The 13616-nt window shown below is 63.1% G+C and carries 13 protein-coding genes and 1 tRNA gene; 5 read left to right on the forward strand and 9 right to left on the reverse strand.

Annotated features, from left to right (window positions below):
- Positions 1-21: 21 nt before the first annotated feature.
- Positions 22-165 (forward strand): HVO_2523 family zinc finger protein, encoded by a 144-nt coding sequence (locus tag C479_RS16990; RefSeq protein WP_338034111.1) that lies wholly within the window; start codon positions 22-24, stop codon positions 163-165.
- A gap of 82 nt (positions 166-247) precedes the next feature.
- Positions 248-793: a response regulator transcription factor gene (locus tag C479_RS13790; protein ID WP_241430195.1), complete on the forward strand. Its 546-nt coding sequence runs from the start codon at positions 248-250 to the stop codon at positions 791-793.
- A gap of 55 nt (positions 794-848) precedes the next feature.
- Here C479_RS13790 and C479_RS13795 read toward each other — a convergent pair whose 3' ends face one another.
- A complete protein-coding gene (locus C479_RS13795; protein ID WP_007703775.1) occupies positions 849-1553 on the reverse strand; it encodes a TVP38/TMEM64 family protein in 705 nt (234 codons plus the stop codon).
- Positions 1554-1648: 95 nt separating this feature from the next.
- On the opposite strand from C479_RS13795, the gene C479_RS13800 reads away from it, so the two are divergent.
- A complete protein-coding gene (locus tag C479_RS13800) occupies positions 1649-2002 on the forward strand; it encodes a DUF5830 family protein (protein WP_007703777.1) in 354 nt (117 codons plus the stop codon).
- Between the two features lie 98 nt (positions 2003-2100).
- Here the strand turns inward: C479_RS13800 and C479_RS13805 are convergent, their stop codons facing one another.
- Positions 2101-3213, reverse strand: coding sequence for a DUF7115 domain-containing protein (locus C479_RS13805; RefSeq protein ID WP_007703779.1), 1113 nt, complete (start codon positions 3211-3213; stop codon positions 2101-2103).
- A 102-nt stretch (positions 3214-3315) separates the two neighbouring features.
- On the opposite strand from C479_RS13805, the gene C479_RS16165 reads away from it, so the two are divergent.
- Positions 3316-3459 (forward strand) — tRNA-Met (locus C479_RS16165).
- Positions 3460-4211: 752 nt separating this feature from the next.
- Here the strand turns inward: C479_RS16165 and C479_RS13810 are convergent.
- Positions 4212-5993, reverse strand: coding sequence for a bifunctional metallophosphatase/5'-nucleotidase (locus C479_RS13810; RefSeq protein WP_007703780.1), 1782 nt, complete (start codon positions 5991-5993; stop codon positions 4212-4214).
- Positions 5994-6213: 220 nt separating this feature from the next.
- Here C479_RS13810 and C479_RS13815 point away from each other — a divergent pair, with 220 nt between their 5' ends.
- Positions 6214-6999 carry a sulfite exporter TauE/SafE family protein gene (locus C479_RS13815; protein WP_049907338.1) on the forward strand — a complete coding sequence of 262 codons (786 nt, stop codon included), beginning with the start codon at positions 6214-6216 and terminating at the stop codon, positions 6997-6999.
- 240 nt (positions 7000-7239) lie between these two features.
- Here C479_RS13815 and phoU read toward each other — a convergent pair whose 3' ends face one another.
- The 6 genes from phoU to C479_RS13850 form a co-directional block, all read right to left on the reverse strand.
- Positions 7240-7911 (reverse strand): phosphate signaling complex protein PhoU, encoded by a 672-nt coding sequence (gene phoU / locus C479_RS13825; RefSeq protein ID WP_007703784.1) that lies wholly within the window; start codon positions 7909-7911, stop codon positions 7240-7242.
- A 272-nt stretch (positions 7912-8183) separates the two neighbouring features.
- Positions 8184-9353, reverse strand: a complete 1170-nt coding sequence (locus tag C479_RS13830) for a glutathione-independent formaldehyde dehydrogenase (RefSeq protein ID WP_007703785.1) — start codon at positions 9351-9353, stop codon at positions 8184-8186.
- A 266-nt stretch (positions 9354-9619) separates the two neighbouring features.
- A complete protein-coding gene (gene pstB / locus C479_RS13835) occupies positions 9620-10489 on the reverse strand; it encodes a phosphate ABC transporter ATP-binding protein PstB (protein WP_049907340.1) in 870 nt (289 codons plus the stop codon).
- 2 nt (positions 10490-10491) lie between these two features.
- Positions 10492-11382, reverse strand: a complete 891-nt coding sequence (gene pstA, locus C479_RS13840; RefSeq protein ID WP_007703789.1) for a phosphate ABC transporter permease PstA — start codon at positions 11380-11382, stop codon at positions 10492-10494.
- Positions 11382-12305: a phosphate ABC transporter permease subunit PstC gene (gene pstC / locus C479_RS13845; RefSeq protein WP_007703792.1), complete on the reverse strand. Its 924-nt coding sequence runs from the start codon at positions 12303-12305 to the stop codon at positions 11382-11384. Before pstC ends, pstA begins: the two co-directional genes overlap by 1 nt.
- On the reverse strand, positions 12302-13276 hold the full coding sequence (locus tag C479_RS13850; RefSeq protein WP_007703796.1) for a PstS family phosphate ABC transporter substrate-binding protein: 975 nt from the start codon (positions 13274-13276) through the stop codon (positions 12302-12304). Before C479_RS13850 ends, pstC begins: the two co-directional genes overlap by 4 nt.
- Positions 13277-13616: the final 340 nt, after the last annotated feature.

The following is a 13616-nucleotide window of genomic DNA, read 5'->3' on the forward strand; positions in this document are numbered from 1 at the left end:
ACCCGTGCGTACCGATCGTGGATGGGAGACACGTCAGATACCGACCCACCGTCGAAGCAAGGTCCACCCTGTCCGTTCTGTGAAGCGGGGATGTACAAACGCCATTGTAAGTACGTCTGTCCCAACCACGGTGTCGTCTACGATTGTTCCGACCCGTTCCGGTAGCGCACGTCTGCACACTACACCCCTTCGACGTTCGAATCGAACGCTGAGTCCGACGATAGGGATAGGTGGTCGTCGGTCCGTCGTGCAATCGAACGACTGCATGGAATCTCAACCGACGATTCTCGTCGTCGACGACGAGCGCGAACTCACCGATCTCTACGCCACTTGGGTCGACGGCGAGTACGCCGTCCGGACGGCCTACAATGGAACACAGGCACTCGAGCAGGCCGACGAGGCCGTCGATATCGTGTTGCTCGACCGGCAGATGCCCGACTTCACGGGCGACGAAGTGCTCGAACGAATCCGACAGCGTGGACTGGAGTGCTGGGTCATCATGATCACGGCTGTCGATCCTGGGCTGGATATCGTCGAACTCGATATCGACGACTACATCACGAAACCGGTGAGTCGCTCGACGTTGATCCGTCTCGTCGAGAACCTTCGCGTCCAGTCGCGCTATACCGACACGAATCGTCGCGAGCTGACGTCGATCTCGAACAAGATGGAGACGCTGGAAGATGCGGATTCGGTCGACGACGTCCGCGATTCCGAGGCCTACCGCGAACTCGAGACCGATCTGAAGAAATTGAGCGACTCGCTGGTCGAGGAGTTCGACGGGAACGAGTAAGCGACCGGGTTTCCAGAGCGGTCTGTCGGGGACTCCGTCTCGATTTTCTCGAGGCCTACGCGCCCGGCCCCGATCGATCGCGATCCGCCAGCGTACGATACAGAGGCCTGGCGATGACGAGGCCCGCTGCGAGGAGACAGCCAGCGAAGAGGAGCGGGTCGAACTGCTGACCATCGACGCCGGTCAGCGATGCCGCCGATGCACCGATGGTGACGGCGGCGACCGTCCACGGCAGTTCGCCGATGGCGGTCCCGACGAGCAGTTGCGGGATGGAGACGCCGCGAACCGCCGCACAGGCGGTCGCGACGTCCGACGGGATCGGTGCGAGTCGAGAGACGACGACGCCGCGCGTCGCGCCGACCGCGTCGTAGTATCGGTCGACGTACCGACGTGCTCGATCGAGCGTCGTCTCGAACGCGCCGGTCGCGTTTCGCTCTCTCTCGTCCGGTCGACTCGTCACTCGTCGAATCACGACGAACGGCGGGAGGATCGTCACGAGGATGCCAGCGGTGGCGATCGGGATCCCGGCACTGACGCCGAAGCCGTAGCCGACGACGGCGGCAAGCGGTGTCGTCGGCCAGGCGAGTGCCGGTCGGACGAGATAGAGCACCGCGACGAGGAGTCCGAACGAAAGCGGATCGTTCGCGAGGGACTCGAATCGGGCGAGCGCAACCGATGGGGAGACGAGGAGGCCGGCACCGACGATCCCCAGGACGGCGACCGCGCCGAGAACGACACGCTGGGGTGGCGAGATACCCATCGACTACGATTTGGGGGACGGGATTGAAGGTTTTGTGTCTTCGTCGCGCCGCCGGGGCAGAACCCTTATTCGAGTCGTGTCCGGATGCGTAGCCGATGGACGATCGGGTCGAACGTGGTATCGCGCTGCTCGCCCGACTCGAACACGAGTCACTCTCGCTCGCCGAGACGATCGACCGGCTCGAAGCCGTCACCACCGACCCGACGGCGATCCGGACGATCCTCGACGAGGCAACCGTCCGCGGCATCATCGAGCGCGCGGACGGGACGGTTCGACCCCAGAGCAGCCAGTACCTTCGGTTCGGTCGCGACGTGATCTCGAAGGACGGCGAGTTCTCGTGCAAGCGCTGTGGCTCGTCACTCTCGACGGGCTACTTCATGGATCTGGAGGCCGGTGAGATCGGCCCCTTCGGGTCGACGTGTATCCGAAAGGTCACCGGACGCGAGTGAGGGTGGTGGCGGCTGTCGGAACGCACCGCTCTCGCGTTTGTAGGACGATGTGACGACGAACGGTCGGTTCTACCGGTGTCCGCGCTCAGGTGGGGCGCTCACCGACCGCGTCGGAGTTCTTCGATCAGCTGTTCGATGGTCTCCTGTTGGCGTTCGAGCATGGCGGTCTGTCGCTCGACGGTTTCTTCGAGGGCGTCGAGTCGTTCGAGGACGGCCGCGTCGTCGCCCGCCGTCGCGGGCTCGAATCCGCTCGCCTCGAACGACGCGACCGACTCGTTCCCGCCATCCGTCGGCGAGCCACTGCCGACGGCCGTCTCGGTCTGGGCTGGTGTTGGTTGGTTCGTGTCGACTTCGAACTCCTCAGTTGCCGACGTGTCCGCGGCCGACGCGCTCGACTCGGTGTCAGTCGACTCGTGAGCCGATTGCGACCCACTGGCGTCGATCTCCGCCATCGCCGCGGTGGTGTCGATCTCCGGGTCGGGCTCGGCGTCTTCGTCGCTCGAATCGGTGCTCAGCGGGTCGACGCCTTCACCGAAGTCGACGGTCGAGGTGTCGGCCTCGGCGTCGTCTTCCAGCCCGACTTTCTCGTGGAGTTCGTCGAGCGAGTCGACGTCGTGAACGGCGAAGATGGCCTGCTGGAGGCGCTGGCGCAGCTCCGTCGCTTGTTCGTTCGGTGCCTTGATCCGCTGCTGGCGGCCGTCGACTTCGAGGACGACCTGCGTCGCGACGCTTCCGGACTCGAACGTGAGGCCGGTGACGTCCTCGTAGCGGTACTCTTCGAAGTCTTCGTCCCAGACGGCGCTGCCGATGTGTTTGACGAGGCGCTGGCTGGTGACGATGACCGTGAGCTCGCTGAAGCGGAACGTCTGGATGACGCGCTCGCCGGGGTCGGTGATGCCGTTACCGGCGAGGACGCCGGCCAGAACCGGGTGGACGACGGCGTCGGTCACCGAGCCCGGAATCTTGAACTCCCGCGTCCCTTCGATGGCGTATTCGAGGGTGAGTTTGGTCTTCCGTCGCCCTTCGGAGACGGAGAGGCGCGTCGCTTCGTGGGGGTATTCGTCGACCGATTCGTCGCTCAGGAGTCCGTCGGATCGGTAGATGATGGTACTCTCGGAGGTGACGAAGAGTTCGTCCTCGCCGCCGAGTGAGACCCGCTCGACGACCTCCGCGTCGCCGAGGGCCGACTGGACGATGGCGGGTACGCTCATGGACCGGTGTTTGCATCACCGTATGATAAATCCGTGGGTGGGCGGGCCACGTCGACGTGGAATCGGAAGGGTTTAGAAAACGTCCCGACAACGGACGAACGAGCCCGGGTGGCTTAGCTGGACATAGCGCCGCACTCATAGGGTTCAGAGATTCGGTGCGGCACAGCGAGTCCGTGTCCCACGAGGACCGCCGAGCCTCGAACCTGGGACATGCGGAGATCGAGGGTTCGGAGCCCTCCCCGGGCACTTTTCACTCGTCACGAGCCGAAGGCGAGTGACAACAACGAAACAGTGCCGTGGGAGGCGGAGAACCCGTAGGTCTTCGAGAGTGAACGAAGTGAACGACCGAAGGCTCGCGAGAGCTCGCTCTCGCGGTGGTTCGGAGCCCTCCTGGCATTTCTCAAACACTGCGAGCGATGTCGAGAGATGTATGTTAAAATACTATTAAGGGGTTGACAATCAGTCAGTGTTCGAAAGGGATCTATGTGACCGGTCGAAGGGTGGTGAGCGATGCCGCTACCATGACTCGGACCGCTTCACTGGAGGACGAAAAGTAATCTCGAGGAGTCGTCGACCCTCTGGGCTGTCCGCCCGGACTTTACCCCACGATTGGTAAGTGGTGCGGAGAAATCATGCCGACGATCGATGGGCAGAGAGGTTAGCGAACGGCTGTTAGCCACTGGGGGTGAATGTCGGTTGCTATCCACGTATTCGTTCCCTCGTATCACCCGCATCGATACTATTCGCATAGTCGGTTACAAACCCGATCATCGAGACGAGTATCCCGACAATCACGAGAACGAACAGTTCACTAACGTTTGCTCCTATCACACTCAACTGTAATCCGAATAAAAGAAGCTTCGTGCCACTAGGTGACCTCATCTGATGCTAATTGAATTTCTAAATATATGGTCGTTTTGTGTCGAACCTGTAATCTGTCAACGGATCGCCTCACGGATGGCTCCCCAGTGTGCTCTTCATCGTGACCTTCGAACCTCTTACCGCGTCCGATTCCGCCCCTCCTCGGGAAAGTCGATCCCGCGCGGAATCATCGACGTCTCGCAGTAGGCGTCTCCCTCGGCGTAGTCGACGCCCGGCTGGATATAGGGGTACGGGCCGTCGGCGGGCGTATTTTGGACCTCGCCGCCGTCGTCGGCCGTCTCGACGAGGCCCATCACCTCGTAGTCGACGGGCGAGTGCTCGGCCAGGTAGTCGCCGATCACGTCGGCCGGAATCGTCTCTTCGTCGACGCGGATGTCCTGAAAGGGGAAGCCGCAGCCGCCCAGGTCGCGTTCGGGGTCGCCGGGGCGGGTGAACGTGGCGACGGAGTAGGTTGCCTCGGGGTCGATCGGGTCGCCGTCGATGCGGAGTTCGACGAGCCGGCGCTTTCGCTTCGCGGTCGGATCGATGGTCACCTCGACGTTCGAGGAGTAGTTGCGGACGCGTCCGTCCTCCTGCTGGTAGGGGTACGGCGTGAAGTTGTCGACGAGGAAGTCCTCCATGTGGGCGGTGAGCTGTTGCCCGTAGGCGACGCCGCGGGCGACGGGCGCCGTCTGCGGGAAGAACGTGTAGAGCTGGCCGAGAGTGACCTCGCCCGGCGGGATGGCGGTCCCGTACCGGAAGCCGTGGGCGACGGCCAGGTCGGCGTCGAAGTGTGCCCGGAGCGCGTCGTTGAACAGCGTGTTCCAGGCGCTCTCGAGGAACGATTGGCGATACAGCGGCTGCTCGGTTTCGCCGACGACGGTGTCGAGCGGCCGGTCCAGCGTGCCGGCGCCCCGCTCGAAGTCAGGGTCGTTCGCGACGAACGGTGCTCGCACCGACTCGACGGTCTCCCGGGCCTCGGAATCGGGCTCCGGCGTCTCGTCGTGGCCCTCGACGAGCGGGTAGAGGTGGTGGCGAAACTGCACCTCGCCGTCCACGATGCGAAGGTCGACTCGCCCCAGGGCCTCGCCCATGCCCGACTCGACGACGACCGTCTCGGTGTCCGCGACGACGATCGGCTCCCAGGTGTACTCGTGGGTGTGGGCGCTGAACATCACGTCGACGTTCGGACAGTCCTTCGCGGCCTGGACCATCCAGGGCAGGCCGATCTCGGTCACGGCGACGACGGCCTCGGCACCCGCTTCACGCGCTGCTCGTGCTGACTCTTCGAGGAGGGCGGGATGCTTGCCGAAGCGGTACTTGCCCTCGGCAAACGCGGGGGCCATCCGGTCGACGTAGACGTTGGTCATCCCGACGACGCCGACATCGACGCCGCCGACCTGGATGAGACGAAAGGCGTCGTACAGCAACTCGCCGTCGTCCCAGCTGTACAGGTTGTTCGCCAGGACCGGCGCGTCGAGGGCGTCCATCAGGTCGACGAAGTTGCCATCCTCGGCGGCCTCGTTTCCGAAATCCCAGTTTCCAGGGACGTAGATGTCGGGGCGAAGGTGGCGGTTGATCGGTTCGAGCATCGCCCGGCCGTTCGTGTACGTCGTGACCGCCGAGCCGTGGAAGGTGTCGCCGCTCATGAGCGTGCAGACCTCGTGATCGGTCCGCAACTCGTCAACCTTCGCCGCGATGACCGGAACGCCCCCGCCGCGCTCGATCGTCCGGTCGTCGACGCTGAAATCGAGATCGGGGGCGGACGTCGGATTGTCGTAGTAGACCTGATACCGCGGCGTGAGTTGGCCGTGCAAATCGCTGACGTGGACGAAGACGACGTCTGGGTCGCCGTTCTCGTCGACAGCTGTTCCGTCGAGCGATCGCCACTCTCCGCCGGACGGAGTATCGTGAGTCATGCTCTGGGATATCGACGTACACCTGAGACGCCCTCATAGGTTGGGGTGGTCCTGTATCGTGGCGTCACACCAGCGAACCGTCCAGTCGCGACGACGATCACGCCCGATTATCGTCCAGTCGCGACGATTGTCACGAACGCCACGACAACCGGGATAACGGAGGCCGTGGTCGTCTCCCACGTCAGATGCACGAGAACCGTCTCCGTCGGGGTCGGTCACGATGACGACGAACTGGGTAACGACCGGCCTCACCTCGGTCGTGATACTGGTCGCGTCGATCGTCCACGGCATCGCGGGCTTCGGCTTCGCGCAGGTCTCGATGGGGTTGATGCCGCTGTTTCGATCGCCGGCCAGCGCCTCGATCATCTTCACGGCGACGGCGGTCGTGAGCAACGGCCGGGTCTGGTGGAGCGTTCGCGACGCGTTCGACTGGCGCAAGTGGATCGTTCCGGTCGCCGGCCTCGTCGTGGGGATGCCCCTCGGCATCTACGTCTTCAGTCGGTTCGATGCGGATCAGATGCGCGTCGCCATCGGTGTCGTTCTCGTCCTGGCGGTCATCGTCGTCGGCGCGACCCAGCAACTCGACGTCGTCACCAACTGGATCGAGGAACGGGACTATCGCCCCGGCAAGGCCGTGGGAGCGACCGCTGGCCTGTTCGCGGGTATTCTCGGCGGGTCGGTCGCCGTGCCCGGCCCGCCGATGATCGTCTACGGCGCGTTCATGTCCGCGAGCGGCTTCTGGAGCGACGAGGAGATGAAGGCGGTGTTCACCGCCTTCTTCGGGACACTCATGCTGTACCGACTGGCCAGTCTGACCTACACAGGTGCGGTGACGACGCCGCTGATGATCGAGGCGGCCGTCGCGATTCCGATGGTGTTCGTCGGCGCCTGGGCTGGCGTGTACATCTTCGACAATATCCCGCAGCGGGTGTTCCAGTGGCTCGTCCTCGTACTACTGACCGTGAACGCGTTCGTCCTCCTGTTTACCGCGATCCCTGAACTCTGAGTGACGTCTTGGTGACGAATTCCGGTTGCTCCCACGAATTCCGTCGCGATGCTCTCCGGGATGGTTATCGACGCGAACCCGTTCTCGGGACACTTCCAGTTGTTCGCCGCGTTCCCGTTGCTCGCATTTCTCGCGGTGTATACATACTCGGCCGGGGAATCGAAGCGATCGATTAGACGAGTGGCGAGCGAGTGGTCTTCCATCGGACAGCGAGTGAAAATCGCCGGCGACGAGTGAGTCTCAGTAAATGAGTTCGTCGTCGTTTTCGACCATGTACAGCGTGCGTGCGGCGATGTTGACGGCGTGGTCGCCGACACGCTCTAGGTCGCGAATCGTTAGCAAGAGTCTGGAGACGTCCTGAAGGAGCGATTCGACTTCGGACGCGTCCTCGAGCTCGCGTTCGATGAGGTCTCGGACGACGATCTCGCTGGCTCGTTCGGCGAAGTGGTCGACGTCGTCGTCGCGAGTCGCCAGTTCCCGGCAGGCGTCGATATCTTCACGATCGTACGCTTGCACCGCGTCGTCGACCATGTCGAGGGTGACGACGCCCATCTCCTGAATGTCCACGTCGGGGAAGAGGTCTCGAGTCGCGTCAAGCGTGTACTCGCCCAGATTGACCGCGAGGTCGGCGATGCGTTCCAGATCGGTGATGATCTTGAACGAGGCCGCGATGAATCGGAGATCGCTCGCGACGGGTTGCTGGAGCGCCAACAGGTCGATACACTGCTGTTCGAGTTCGAGGTACATCTGGTTGACCTCGTAGTCGCCCTCGATCACCTCGCGAGCAAGGTCCTCGTCCTTCCGGTCGAGCGCGTCGAGTCCCATCCGGAGGCGTTCCATGACGACTTCGCCCATATAGCAGACGTCCTCGCGAAGTCCCTCGAGTTGTTCCTGATATGAATCTCTGGCCATGTTCGACGTTCCACGACGAACTGCCATGTAGCTTGCGCCTCGTTGCACGTCGCTGCCGATTTCGCCAGGTTGGGTGTCCTGCTGCTTTCATCAGGATGACCGCTCTGCTGCTTTCGCCCAGGATGCCCATCCTGCCGGTTTCGTGCGTGGTCGGAAACCGGTCCGATTCGTGACTCTGGCCGAACCCACCCGGCCAGACCGAGACGGCTGTCCCGGAGTTGCAGGCCGTCACGCGATCGCAAAACCGGTGGGTGTCTCAGCCGTTGCGTGTCTCAGGGTTCGAGCAGGACCTTCGTGACGCCCTCTTCGCGTTCGTCGAACCGCTCGTACATCTCGGGCGCCTCGTCGAGCGATGCCGTGTGTGAGATGACGAACCCGGGTTCGGCCTCGCCGGCGACGATCATGTCGCGGAGTCGGCGGTTGTACCGCTTGACCGGACACTGGCCCATTCCGAATCGGAGTCCCTTCTCGAACGCGGTGCCGAGGTAGACGCGCAAGAGGCCCTGTTCACCGATGTGGTCGGGTTGGTCGGGATCGTCGGAGACGTAGAGGCCGACGATCCCAATCTTCCCCGTCGGCCGGACCGCGTCGATAAGCTGATTGAGGATGATCGAGGGATTTTCCCGTGATTCGTCGTAGATCGACTCGCCATCTCGACCGTCCTCGATAGCCTGGTACCCCACGGCGTCGACGCCCTTGTCGACGCCACCGCCGTGTGCGTCGGTGATCGCCTCGACTGCGTCTCGTTTTTCGAAGTTGATCGTCGTCGCATTGCAGTGTTCGTCGGCCAGTTCGAGCCGACTCTTCACTCGATCGACGACGTAAATCTCGGAGGCACCGCGGAGGTGGGCGCTGTAGGCGGCCATCAGTCCGACCGGTCCGGCGCCGAAGACCGCGACGGATTCGCCCGGTTGCAGGTCCGCGAGTTCGACGCCGTGCCAGCCGGTGGGGAAGACGTCGGCGAGCATGATGAAGTCTTCAGGCGTGCCGTTGGCGGGATCGTCCGGGATCTTCAGCGCGTTGTGATCGGCGTAGGGCACCCGAACGCGCTCGGCTTGCCCGCCCTGGTACGAGCCCATCTTCACGTAGCCGTACGCACCACCTGGCGTCTCCGACTCGACGTTCTCGCAGTAGCCGTAGTGACCGTCCTCGCAATTCCGACAGTAGCCGCAGGCGACGTTGAACGGAAGAACGACCCGATCGCCCGGTGACAATTGCTCGACGCCGTCGCCGACCTCGCTTATCTCGCCCATGATCTCGTGACCGAACGCCATCCCCGGCTCCGCGCCGGCGCGCCCTTCGTACATGTGCAGATCCGAGCCACAGATGGCCGTCTGCGTCACCTCCAGGATCGCATCGTTCGGACTCGTCAGTTCCGGATCGTCGATTTCTTCGATCGAAACGTCGTGTGCGTCGTTGTAGACGACTGCTTTCGTTGTCACAGGAACTCACCCGCGTCGCTCGACATCGAACCGGTGCCAAAAGGTTCCCCACGCAGGTGCAACGGGCGGCGTGGCTGTGCGGACGGAACGGCTTGCGGACGGTTCGAGAGATGGGTTTCACCGCGAACGAGTCCGATAGGACTCGTGAGCGGGCCGACGACTGACCCAAAAGCGCCGCTTCGCGGCGCTGTCGGGGAAGGAGGAGTGCTTTTCATCGACGTTTTCCCGAGGGCCGGCGGAGCCGGCCCGCAGAGGAAAAGGTCGGTTCAGCCGAACTTCCCGGTGATGTAGTCTTCGACGCGCTGGTGGTCGGGGTTCTCGAAGATCTTGTTGGTGTTGTCGAACTCGACGAGTTCCCCGCCGGTGAGGAAGACGGCCGTCTTGTCGGAGATGCGGGCGGCCTGTTGCATGTTGTGGGTGACGATGACGACGGTGTAGTCCTCGGCGAGTTCCTCGATTAGGTCCTCGATCTTCGAGGTGGCGACAGGGTCGAGCGCGCTCGCCGGCTCGTCCATCAGGATGACTTCCGGGTCGGGGGCGATGGCGCGGGCGATGCAGAGGCGCTGTTGTTGCCCGCCGGAGAGTTCGAGGCCACTCTCGTCGAGTTGATGTTCGACCTCGTCCCAGAGGGCGGCGCGTTTGAGGGCGGTTTCGACCTTCTCGTCGACGTTCTCGTCGTCGCCCTGGACTTTGAGTCCGTAGGCGACGTTGTCCCGGATGGACTTGGGGAACGGGTTCGGCGACTGGAAGACCATGCCGATCTTGCGCCGGAGTGCGACGGGGTCGACGTCGTCGTCGTAGACGTTCTTGCCGTCGAACAGGAGGTCACCCTCGATGCGGGCGGTGTCGACGAGGTCGTTCATGCGGTTGATCGAGCGCAGGAACGTCGATTTCCCACAGCCCGACGGGCCGATGACGGCGGTGACCTGTTTTTCTGGGATCTCGATGTCGACGTCGGTGAGCGCCTGTTCGTCGCCGTAGTAGACGTCGAGATTCCGCGCTTCGAGCAGGGTTCGGTCCATCATCGTTCGCTGGTCAGGCCCGTCACCGTCGTCGACGATGTCGGAATCGAGCGTGGTGTCTGGTTGGTCGGCGGCCGATTCGGTCTCCGAGTGGGACATCTGTGGTGGTGTCATGATCAGGTGGAGCGCTCAAAGCGGTTGCGGATGACGATCGCGATCGAGTTGATGGTGAGCAGGATGACGAGCAACGTGACGACGCCCGCGGCGACGACCCCGTACTGGAACGCCTGCTGTGGATACGAGGCCCAGTTGTAGATCTGCAGCGGCATCGCGCTGACCTTGCTCAAGAGGCCGGTCGGGACGCCGAAGACGGTCGTGGGAGCGGCGATCATGATCAGCGGCGCCGTCTCCCCGATTGCGCGACCGAGCGCGAGGATCGTGCCGGTCATGATTCCCGGCATGGCTCGTGGTAAGACGACGTTGCGGATCGTCTGCCACTTCGTCGCGCCCATTCCGTAGGAGGCCTGGCGCTGCGAGTCGGGCACCGCGCGGATCGCCTCCTGGGCGGAGATGATCACGATCGGCAGGATGAGCAGGCCGACGGTGAACGCGGCGGCGATCACCGACCCGTAGCCGATATCGAGCATCCCGACGAACAGGCCGAGGCCGAGCAGGCCGTAGACGATCGACGGGACGCCGGCGAGGTTGGCGATGTTGAGCTGAATGAACGTCGTCAGTGGGCCGTCGCTCGCGTACTCTTCTAAGTAGACGGCGGCGCCGACGCCGAGCGGGAAGGTGATCAACGCGATCAGGAGCATGATGGCGAGCGACCCGACGATCGCCGGGAGGAAGCCGGCCTGGTCCGGGAACGGGTGCGGCGGACTCGTGAGGAAGCCCCAGTCGAGCCAGCCGACGGCGTCGACGGCCACGTTGGTGAGCAAGAGCGCCAACGAGACGATCCCGACGAGGGTGGCGGCGAGTGCGAGCAGTCGGAAGGCGACGTCCTTCCGCCGACTGATATGGCCGAACGCGGAGTCAGTCGTCGCGTCGGTCGATTCGGCAGCCATCAGTGATACACCTCCCGGTAACGCGAGGCAACGAACTCGCTGATCAGATTCATGATGAACGTGATGACGAACAGCGTGAGGCCGACCGCGAAGAGGCTCTGGTACTGTACGCCCTGGCTGACCATGTCGCCGGTCCCGATCTTGACCATCGCGGCCGTCATCGTCTCGATCGAGTCGAGAAACATCCCGGCCGGATTCGCGAGGTCGACCATTCGCGGCGTCTGGCCTGCGGCCATGGCGACGATCATGGTTTCCCCGATCGCCCGGGAGAGGGCGAGGATGAACGAGGAGAAGATGCCCGACAGCGCGGCCGGGACGACGATCGTCGTAGAGACGGTGAACTTCGTCGCGCCGAGGCCGTAGCCGGCCTGGCGGAGCGAGTCCGGGACGGCGCTCATCGCGTCCTCGCTGATCGAAGAGACCATCGGGATGATCATGATTCCGACCATGATCGACGCCGAGAGGGCGTTGAACGTCCCGATGGGGAGGAATCGATTGAGCGCTGGCGTCACGTAGACCAGCGCGAAGTAGCCGTAGACGACCGTCGGAACGCCGGCGAGCACTTCGAGGGCCGGCTTGAGGTAGGCCCGGCGGCGCTCGGAGGCGTACTCGGAGAGGTAGATCGCGGTCAGCAGCCCGATCGGCAGTGCGACCGCCGCGGCGCCGATCGTGACCGTGAGCGTCCCGGAGATAAGTGGCAGCACGCCGAACGAGATGGGTTCGTGACTCGGCGTCCACCTCGTTCCGGTAAGGAAGTCGACGATAGATACCGTCCCGAAGAAGTTGACGGCGTCGACGAGAAGTGTGAGGATGATCCCGAGCGTCGTCGCGATCGAGAGGAGTGCACAGAGCAAGAAGAGGTAGCGAAACGTCGTGCCACGAAGGGTTCGAATGCCGTCGTGTGAGAAGTCTGGCTCGCTCATGCGGTCACCTCGTCGATGTTCGATTCGAGCTTGTCGATGTTCTCCGCCTGTTTTTCCTCGTTCAGCGGTACGTACCCGATCTCGGCGATCAGGTCACTCGTCGTCTGTTCCATGTAGTAGCGGACGAAGTCGCGAACCGTCGGGTCGGCGAGCGATTCCTTCGCGACGTAAATATACAGGTCACGTGTGAGCGGTGTGTACTCGCCTCTCTGTGCCGTTTCGAGCGACGGTTCGACGCAGCCGTCGCCGTTGTCGACGGCGACTGCCTTGACGGAGTCGGGGTTTTCGCTGTAGTAGGCGAACCCGAAGTAGCCCATCGCGCTTTCTGAGCCCTGCACCCCCTGGACGATCGTTCGATCCTGTTCCGTCGCGTAGTAGTCGCCGCGATGGTTCGTCTCTTCGCCCACGATCTCCTCTTTGAAGTAGTCGAACGTTCCCGAGGTGGTCGCGGCCCCGTAGAGCTCGAGCTCTGCGTCGGGGAACGAGTCGTCGATGTCGCTCCAGCGATCGGCGCCGTCGGCGCGCCAGATCTGTCTGAGCTGTTCGACGGTGAGACAGTCGACGAAATCAGCGTCCGGATTGACCACGACGGTGAGCGCGTCGGTGGCAACTGGAAACTCGATCGGTGTGACGTCGTTGTTCCCGCACTGTTCTTCTTCGGCTTCGGCAATCCCCCGACTGGCGTTGTTGATATCGGTTCGGCCCGCACAGAAGAAGTTCCCGAACCCGCCTCCGGTTCCGGTCTTGCTGAGCGCGATGTTGGTCGTGGGATTCTCTTCCGTGTACGCGGAGGCGATCGCTTCGGTCACGGGGAAGACGGTACTGCTCCCCGCGACGTTGATCTGATTGCCTTCCGCGGCGAGAATTCCACTGCACCCCGCCAGTGCACCAGAAACGGAGACGCCAGCCGCGGCGAGAAGTTCTCGCCGGCCGACTCCGGCCGGCCCGGCCGCAGGTGAGTCTCTCGACATCATCGAATAGGAATCACAGCGTAGGTAAGTAGACTTCTATGATGGCTATATAGGGATATGTATTGTCACAGTAGATGGCAGTGTCTGCCTGCAATCGACGGTTGCTATGGCCTGACCAGGACCGTGCCCTCCTCAGTGATCGTCGCGCACTCCGCCTCTAACTGGGACCGTCCATCTGGTCGCTGTATCTCGACGGTTCGGTCGAAACCGCTCGACGCGGCAGTGACGATCGTCCAGGAAGCGGGTCGTGGATTTGCAGGCTGTGTGGGGAGTTCGGGTCAGTTTCGAAACCGATCTCGCGGGTAACCGCAGCTTTCTTCGCCGCTTCTGTATCTCTGGG

The sequence above is a fragment of the Halovivax asiaticus JCM 14624 genome, from assembly GCF_000337515.1.
In the GTDB taxonomy this organism is placed as follows: Archaea; Halobacteriota; Halobacteria; order Halobacteriales; family Natrialbaceae; genus Halovivax; species Halovivax asiaticus.

Excerpts from the sequence above, each read along its gene's own strand:
- C479_RS13805 (WP_007703779.1), bottom strand. The coding sequence starts at position 3,213 with ATGAGCGTACCCGCCATCGTCCAGTCGGCCCTCGGCGACGCGGAGGTC.
- C479_RS13815 (WP_049907338.1), top strand. The coding sequence starts at position 6,214 with ATGACGACGAACTGGGTAACGACCGGCCTCACCTCGGTCGTGATACTG.
- C479_RS13795 (WP_007703775.1), bottom strand. The coding sequence starts at position 1,553 with ATGGGTATCTCGCCACCCCAGCGTGTCGTTCTCGGCGCGGTCGCCGTC.
- pstB (WP_049907340.1), bottom strand. The coding sequence starts at position 10,489 with ATGACACCACCACAGATGTCCCACTCGGAGACCGAATCGGCCGCCGAC.
- pstC (WP_007703792.1), bottom strand. The coding sequence starts at position 12,305 with ATGAGCGAGCCAGACTTCTCACACGACGGCATTCGAACCCTTCGTGGC.
- C479_RS16990 (WP_338034111.1), top strand. The coding sequence starts at position 22 with ATGGGAGACACGTCAGATACCGACCCACCGTCGAAGCAAGGTCCACCC.
- pstA (WP_007703789.1), bottom strand. The coding sequence starts at position 11,382 with ATGGCTGCCGAATCGACCGACGCGACGACTGACTCCGCGTTCGGCCAT.
- phoU (WP_007703784.1), bottom strand. The coding sequence starts at position 7,911 with ATGGCCAGAGATTCATATCAGGAACAACTCGAGGGACTTCGCGAGGAC.
- C479_RS13810 (WP_007703780.1), bottom strand. The coding sequence starts at position 5,993 with ATGACTCACGATACTCCGTCCGGCGGAGAGTGGCGATCGCTCGACGGA.
- C479_RS13800 (WP_007703777.1), top strand. The coding sequence starts at position 1,649 with ATGGACGATCGGGTCGAACGTGGTATCGCGCTGCTCGCCCGACTCGAA.
- C479_RS13850 (WP_007703796.1), bottom strand. The coding sequence starts at position 13,276 with ATGTCGAGAGACTCACCTGCGGCCGGGCCGGCCGGAGTCGGCCGGCGA.